A 6,816-nucleotide genomic window follows, 5' to 3' on the forward strand; every position below is an offset into this window, starting at 1 on the left:
TTTTTTCATTAAGAATGTTTTCGCATTAAAGCTCTAGTTGGTTGAACAGTAACCGTTTTGAAATGAGAAAATAAATAACATCCTGTCACAACGATCATTGTCCCTAAAATTTGTATCCACGTTAGATCTTCACCGAGGAAAAGGAATGCTAAAATAGCTGTGAAAATCGGATTGAAGTTTAGAAAAATACCGGATGTAGTCGCTCCTAATTTTTGCACGCCAATATTCCAAAACACCATACAAAGAACTGTGGAAATAAGCCCAGTATATAAAAGTGATGTTATGAAAGAAGTATTAATATTGGAAACGGTGAAGCTCCCTATGTTAAATGGCAGTAATAGAATAACGCCGAAAATACCAGAGTATAATGTTGCCATGAGTGGTGTCGTTGTTTTTGTTGCCCATTTACTACAAACAGAATAGATTCCCCAAATACAAACAGCCGCAATCATCCATAAATCGCCGCTATTAAAATGTAGTGAAAATAAAAGTGCAAAGTTACCTTTTAATAGGACAAGAATAACCCCAAAGAATGAAAGAATCATGGATAGAATTTGAAGTGTATTTACTTTTTCTTTTAGAAATAATACTGAAAATAGTGCAATTGAAATCGCATTTAATGTAGAAATAAGCCCTACATTCGTTGCGGATGTTTTTTCTAGTGCTAGAAATTGAAAGATGTTAAAAAGAGCGACCCCTGAGATTCCCATTAGTATTAACGGAAGTATTGCGGCACGAGGTGGAATGATTTTCTTTTCTTTAAACCATACGATCGGTAATAAACAAACGATCGCAATCATCCATCTTAAACTTGTTAGTGTCATCGGTGATGCATGATCAACGAGCGATTTTCCAACGACGAAATTTCCTCCCCATAATAAGCTCGTTAGTAATAGTAAAAAGACATAAAAATAAGGCATATTAAAATCCCCTTTGTTATAATCAATGTGAATTGTAAATAATTTTAGCATTTTTCTTCGTTGTGTAATATATTCTTTTGTATAATGGTTAAAAGTCGATAAAATATTTTGTTGTAAATAGTGTTTGTAGAATGATATTCAGTTTTATATATGTTGTAAGGTGTTTTTTCGAATAATCATCGGTAAGAAAAAGGGGGAATTGTAATGGAGTCGTCTGTTATTAAAGTGTTAGATGATTTGGACGTACAAATTTTAGATATATTGCAGAAGGAGTCTCAAGTAAGTAATGCTGAGCTTGCGCGACGCGTTAATTTATCACCAGCTGCGATGCATGCGAGAATAAAAAGATTAGATGGAGAAGGGTTCATTGATAAGCAAGTAGCCATTTTAAATCAAGAAAAGCTTGGTTTTGATTTGTTATGTTTCATTTTTATGAGTACGAATATTCATCAATCGGATAAACTTGAGGTGTTGGAGAAAGAATTAGAAGCGATGCCTGAAGTGTTAGAATGTCACTGTTTAACAGGAGAATATGATTATTTATTAAAGGTTGCAAATCGTGATCGTAAAGAGCTGGAGCAGTTTATTAGAAAGTTGAATAAGCTGGGTATTACAAGGATACAGACGAGTTTAGCACTTCGTGAAATTAAATATTCGACAGTATTACCGATCCGAAATGAGGAACCGAGCATCGATTAGATTGCTTGGTTTTTTGTTTGTATAAAGTGATTGACGGGGAGAAAAGAGAGATGTATTATTATATAAAATTATGTATTAAAATTCAATTTAGGTTATAAATATTAATATCGGGGACAAGGGGATATAATATGAAAATCTTTAATGCGGTTACGAGTGATGTGAAAGAAATTTATAGTCTTATTGAAGCTTATGCAAAAGAAGGAGTAGTTTTACCACGTTCTCTTTTATCTCTCTATCAATATTTACAATGTTTATATGTTGTGAAAGAAAGCGATGAGATTGTTGGGGTTGCTGGTTTACATGTGTTAGGGGAGGACCTTGCAGAAGTCCGGTCGTTAGTCGTCTCGCATACATATGCAGGGAAAGGAATCGGGCGTATGTTAGTGAATCATGTAATAAATGAGGCAGCGAAAATAAAAGTGAATAGAGTCATTTCTTTAACATATGAAACGGAATTTTTTCAAAAGTGCGGGTTTGATTTTGTGAATAGAGATGCGTTACCAGAGAAAGTATGGATCGATTGTAGACATTGTCCAAAGGTGGATTATTGTGATGAGGTGGCGATGATTCGATATGTTGGGTGAAATTTTCAGAGAAAAAAGGCCCACTATTATGTACGTAATAGTGGGCATCTATATTTTAGGGGAATTTAAGAACTTGAATTCGTTTTTCTTACCGCAAAATTAAAAATGGGATTTTTAAGCTCATAGTTATAAGTAGAACCATCGACAAGCCCTACAACTTTATCGCTTTCGTAAAGATCAAGCATAAATTGTGCCATTTGTTTTGCGGTGTGGAATTTCGGTACAACATTATCGTATTGGAATTCATCAATATCAAATGAACGTTTTGCAAATTCTGTTTCAGTTGCACCAGGTGCTAAAACCTTTGCTTGCAGTTTTGCACCTTGTTGTTTCAATTCGTGAGATAAACCTTCTGTAAATGCACTTACATAGAATTTCGTAGCGCAATACGTAACAGCATCAGCAACGATTGTGTATCCACCGCCTGATGAAACGTTAATAAGTTGTGTGCCATCAACCATTGAATAATCTCGAACGAAAAGAGAGGAGAGTATTGTTAGTGCTTCTATATTTACATGTAACATCGTTTCTATTTTATTTAAATTTTGTTCAGCAATGGAGGCGAAATTACCAAAACCGGCGTTGTTAATCCACGTTTCAATTTGAAAGGCTTGTAGGCTTTCATACAGCTTATAAACATTTTTCGTGATAGATAAATCCGTTCTTCGAATAACAACATCCAATTCTGGATTCATTTCGTTAATTTTTAATTTTAATCCGTCTAATTCTTCTTGTCTTCGAGCTACAAGTATTAAGTTCTTTCCGCGAGCTGCAAAGGCTAAAGCCGATTCATAGCCAATTCCAGAACTTGCACCAGTAATAACAGTGTATTTCATATAAAATCCCCCTAAGTTCAAATAAATATATTATGGTTAGATTTTATTTGTTAGAGTATACTCTAAGTCAAATGTTTTTTATGAATTTGATAAGGCTATAAAATATATGAGGGTAAGCACGTGGAGGGAGTTAGAGTATGTACACAATTAGCGAGGTGGCTAAATTAATAGGAGTGAGTACACATACACTACGTTATTATGAAAAGGAAAATATATTAATTGCAAATCGCGATACAAATGGGAATCGAATGTATGCAGAGTCGCATATAAAGTGGTTGCAGTTTGTAATGAAATTAAAACAAACGCAAATGCCAATAGCGAAAATAAGAGAATACGCTAGATTATATTTAGAAGGGGAGCATACAACCGAAGCTCGTTTACAGCTCCTAGAAGATCATAGGAAATCTATTCAGATTCAAAGAGAAAACTTAGTAATTACAGAAAAGATGCTGGAGAATAAAATTATTGCATATAAGGCCTCTTTGGAAAGTAAATAGAAAACATAATCCGACTCTTAATTATTTATGATAAAAATGGATTTGATCTCATAGTGTGCCGGCAAATAAAAAAGAGCAGCTAGCAAAAGCTAACTGCTCTATTCAAGGGATCTCTCCAAGGGGGAGTGGAGAAAATATTATGTTACTAGCAGTATTGACGGGTTATTAGGAAATATACAAATCGGATGAAAGAAATTTTAAATAATCTTTCGGTATTGACAGTTTTTAAAATATTCATGTACAATACATATGAATGACATTCAGTCATTTTCGTATGGCAGGATTTAGTTAGTTTGGCAATGGAACAAATATAAATGGTAAATGAGGATGATAGTTGTTTATATATTAGTGATGAAGGAGTATATTTTTTTAAAACAAAAATGACTGATAGTCAGTCATAAGAGGTGAGAGGTATGAAAAATAGAGCTTGGTTATATGTCATATTAACATGTATCTTTGAAATTTTTTGGGTGTTTGGTTTTAATACCGCGGATACTTGGTGGCATTGGATTATTATTTTAGGAGTTATCGCTGTTGATTTTCACTTCCTTTCTAAAGCGTGTGAACATCTTGCGACAGGGACTGTATATGCCATTTTTGCCGGAGCTGGTACGGTAGGTACTTTCTTAATGGATGTATTCCTTTTCGGCGGGAGTTTTAGCGTAGGGAAACTATTCTTTATCATGATGGTTGTAGCCGGTGTTATCGGTTTAAAGCTGGCTGATAATAAAGAAGAAACTGTGGAAGGAGCTGCTTAAAGATGGGTTGGTTTTTCGTATTTTGTGCTGCAATTAGTGAAATAGTCGGTGTGATTGGTCTTAAAATGTATAGTAAAGATAAAACGTTAGCAAATGGTGCAATTTATATAGGTGGATTTGCTACATCCTTCGCATTCTTGTATACATCTTTCTTATTTTTACAAGTAAGTGTCGCTTATGCGGTTTGGATTGGTATTGGAACAGCAGGTGCCGTTTTATTAAACATGTTCCTGTTTGGTGAGTCGAAAAGTAAAGCACGTATCATTAGTGTGGCTCTTATTGTATGCGGAGTGACAGGATTAAAGGCTCTTTCTTAAAGATATATTGTATTTTATCTCCTAATGGTTTATTAGGAGATTTTTATTATTAAAAAATGATTTCCTCTTAGAGTTCACTATCATTGACAGTACAATCGATTATCTTATAAAATGAGTGACAGTCATTCAATATGTGTGTGAAAGGGTTTAGATGATGAATAAAAAAGAAAAAATTGTCTATGCAGCTATTGAAGTGTTTCAGGAAAAGGGCGTTGAAAAAACGAAGATTTCTGATATCGTGAAATTGGCTGGCATTGCACAAGGAACTTTCTATTTATATTTTCCTTCTAAGTTATCTGTTATGCCTGCAATAGCAGAAGTAATGGTTGAAAAGATGATACTTGCAGTGAAAGAAAAAGTGCAAAATGATGCGCCTTTCTCAAGTAAAGTGACGCAAGTAATAGATGCGGTGTTTCACTTTATAGCGGAATATCGTGAAATACAAGCTTTAATGTATGCGGGTCTTGCATCTACAGAGCATATAAAAGAATGGGAAGCTGTGTATGAGCCTCTTTATATGTGGCTAAGCGAGTTTTTAAGTGCGGCGAAAGAAGCTGGTGAAATTCGTGATTCGGTTCACGCGGAAAGAACGGCTAAGTTATTTATCGCTCTTGTTGAATCTGCAGCGGAACAAGTTTATTTATATGACCATAAAGATGATGAGCAAGTCGAGCTACAAAAGGCAGAAGTACTAGATTTTTTAACGCATGCACTACATATAAAGAAGTAGTAAGATGAACCTGTCTGAAAAGGTAGGTTCATTTTTGAGGAAAACTGAATGATAGTCATTCACCTAATGCGTATGTATGTGTGGAAGGATAGAGTGAAATTCTAATGAGTGGGGGCATCTCTACTCATGACTAGCCCACAAATAGCAGGATAAAGAAAAAACTTCTTGGGCATTATTTTTTTGAGGAACTTACGGGAAGAGGTGTTAAAAAGTGAAGAAACCGATAAAAGAACAAAAGATGGTATTGGTCATTCTTTTGAGTAATATATTTATCGCTTTTTTAGGGATTGGATTAATCATTCCGGTTATGCCGTCCTTTATGAATGACATGAGTTTAACAGGGAAGACGATGGGATATCTCGTTGCAGTATTCGCAATGGCTCAGCTCATTACGTCACCTATTACAGGCCGGTGGGTCGATCTTTACGGTAGGAAGAAAATGATCATCATTGGATTATTTATTTTTGGTGTTTCAGAACTTCTTTTTGGATTAGGAAAAGATGTCTGGATGCTTTATGCAGCACGGGTGTTAGGCGGAATTAGTGCGGCGTTTATTATGCCTGGTGTTACGGCATATGTTGCGGATATTACATCTATGCAGGAACGTCCAAAAGCGATGGGGTATTTATCAGCAGCGATTAGTACGGGTTTTATTATAGGACCTGGAATTGGCGGATTTATTGCAGAATACGGTATACGTGTGCCGTTTTTCGTTGCAGCAGCAATTGCCTTTATAGCATGTGTAATTTCGATCTTTATTTTAAAAGAACCGTTAACGAAAGAAGAACTTGCAGAGATTTCTGCTAACACGAAAGAATCAAGTTTTATTGGTGATTTAAAGAAATCATTACATCCAATGTATGCAATTGCATTTATTATCGTATTTGTACTCGCATTCGGATTATCAGCGTATGAAACTGTGTTTAGTCTATTTTCTGATCATAAGTTTGGATTCACACCGAAAGATATTGCGGCAATTATTACGATTAGCTCCATCTTTGGGGTAGTTGTGCAAGTATTTATGTTTGGTAAATTGGTTGATATGTTCGGTGAAAAAGTGTTGATTCAAATATGTTTAATTGTAGGTGCAGTATTAGCGTTTGTTTCAACTGTAGTCTTTAATTATTGGATTGTACTTCTCGTTACTTGCTTTATTTTCCTTGCATTTGATTTGCTTCGTCCAGCTTTAACAACATTTTTATCAAAAGCAGCTGGAAAAGAGCAAGGATTTGTTGCTGGTATGAACTCGACTTATACGAGTTTAGGAAATATTGCAGGACCAGCGATGGGCGGAATATTATTTGATATGAATATTCATTATCCATATGCATTTTCAGGAGTTGTTTTAATAGTTGGTCTTGGCATTACATTTATGTGGAGAGAGAAACAGCTAGCTGAAAGTTTTGCGAAGTAATAAAACCCCTTACGACAGTAAGGGGTTTTTATTTTATCCCGCTTTAATGGGCAGTAAGACC

Annotated in this window: 9 protein-coding genes; 7 read left to right on the top strand and 2 right to left on the bottom strand. The window is 35.1% G+C overall.

Features of this window, described 5'->3' with window-relative positions:
• Positions 1–8: 8 nt before the first annotated feature.
• Complete coding sequence (locus GFJ36_RS03735) at positions 9–920, bottom strand: DMT family transporter (protein ID WP_088062075.1); 912 nt, start codon at positions 918–920, stop codon at positions 9–11.
• Positions 921–1,124: 204 nt separating this feature from the next.
• On the opposite strand from GFJ36_RS03735, the gene GFJ36_RS03740 reads away from it, so the two are divergent.
• Both GFJ36_RS03740 and GFJ36_RS03745 read left to right on the top strand, forming a co-directional pair.
• Entirely contained in the window at positions 1,125–1,619 is a 495-nt protein-coding gene (locus GFJ36_RS03740) for an Lrp/AsnC family transcriptional regulator (RefSeq protein ID WP_000446106.1), read from the top strand.
• Positions 1,620–1,747: 128 nt separating this feature from the next.
• Positions 1,748–2,203 (top strand): N-acetyltransferase, encoded by a 456-nt coding sequence (locus tag GFJ36_RS03745; RefSeq protein ID WP_048545675.1) that lies wholly within the window; start codon positions 1,748–1,750, stop codon positions 2,201–2,203.
• Positions 2,204–2,268: 65 nt separating this feature from the next.
• On the opposite strand, the gene GFJ36_RS03750 is transcribed toward GFJ36_RS03745, so the two are convergent.
• Positions 2,269–3,039: an SDR family NAD(P)-dependent oxidoreductase gene (locus GFJ36_RS03750; protein ID WP_088062077.1), complete on the bottom strand. Its 771-nt coding sequence runs from the start codon at positions 3,037–3,039 to the stop codon at positions 2,269–2,271.
• Positions 3,040–3,176: 137 nt separating this feature from the next.
• On the opposite strand from GFJ36_RS03750, the gene GFJ36_RS03755 reads away from it, so the two are divergent.
• The 5 genes from GFJ36_RS03755 to GFJ36_RS03775 all read left to right on the top strand — a co-directional run bounded on the left by GFJ36_RS03755 (position 3,177) and on the right by GFJ36_RS03775 (position 6,755).
• Complete coding sequence (locus tag GFJ36_RS03755; RefSeq protein WP_088062079.1) at positions 3,177–3,536, top strand: MerR family transcriptional regulator; 360 nt, start codon at positions 3,177–3,179, stop codon at positions 3,534–3,536.
• A gap of 413 nt (positions 3,537–3,949) precedes the next feature.
• On the top strand, positions 3,950–4,294 hold the full coding sequence (locus GFJ36_RS03760; protein WP_048545668.1) for a DMT family transporter: 345 nt from the start codon (positions 3,950–3,952) through the stop codon (positions 4,292–4,294).
• A gap of 2 nt (positions 4,295–4,296) precedes the next feature.
• Positions 4,297–4,611, top strand: a complete 315-nt coding sequence (locus tag GFJ36_RS03765) for a DMT family transporter (protein WP_000539670.1) — start codon at positions 4,297–4,299, stop codon at positions 4,609–4,611.
• A gap of 151 nt (positions 4,612–4,762) precedes the next feature.
• Positions 4,763–5,341, top strand: coding sequence for a TetR/AcrR family transcriptional regulator (locus GFJ36_RS03770; protein ID WP_001993037.1), 579 nt, complete (start codon positions 4,763–4,765; stop codon positions 5,339–5,341).
• Positions 5,342–5,552: 211 nt separating this feature from the next.
• Positions 5,553–6,755 (top strand): MFS transporter, encoded by a 1,203-nt coding sequence (locus GFJ36_RS03775; RefSeq protein WP_048545666.1) that lies wholly within the window; start codon positions 5,553–5,555, stop codon positions 6,753–6,755.
• Positions 6,756–6,816 lie beyond the last annotated feature (61 nt).

This window comes from Bacillus sp. EE-W1 (genome assembly GCF_009760835.1).
Taxonomy (GTDB): Bacteria; Bacillota; Bacilli; order Bacillales; family Bacillaceae_G; genus Bacillus_A; species Bacillus_A wiedmannii.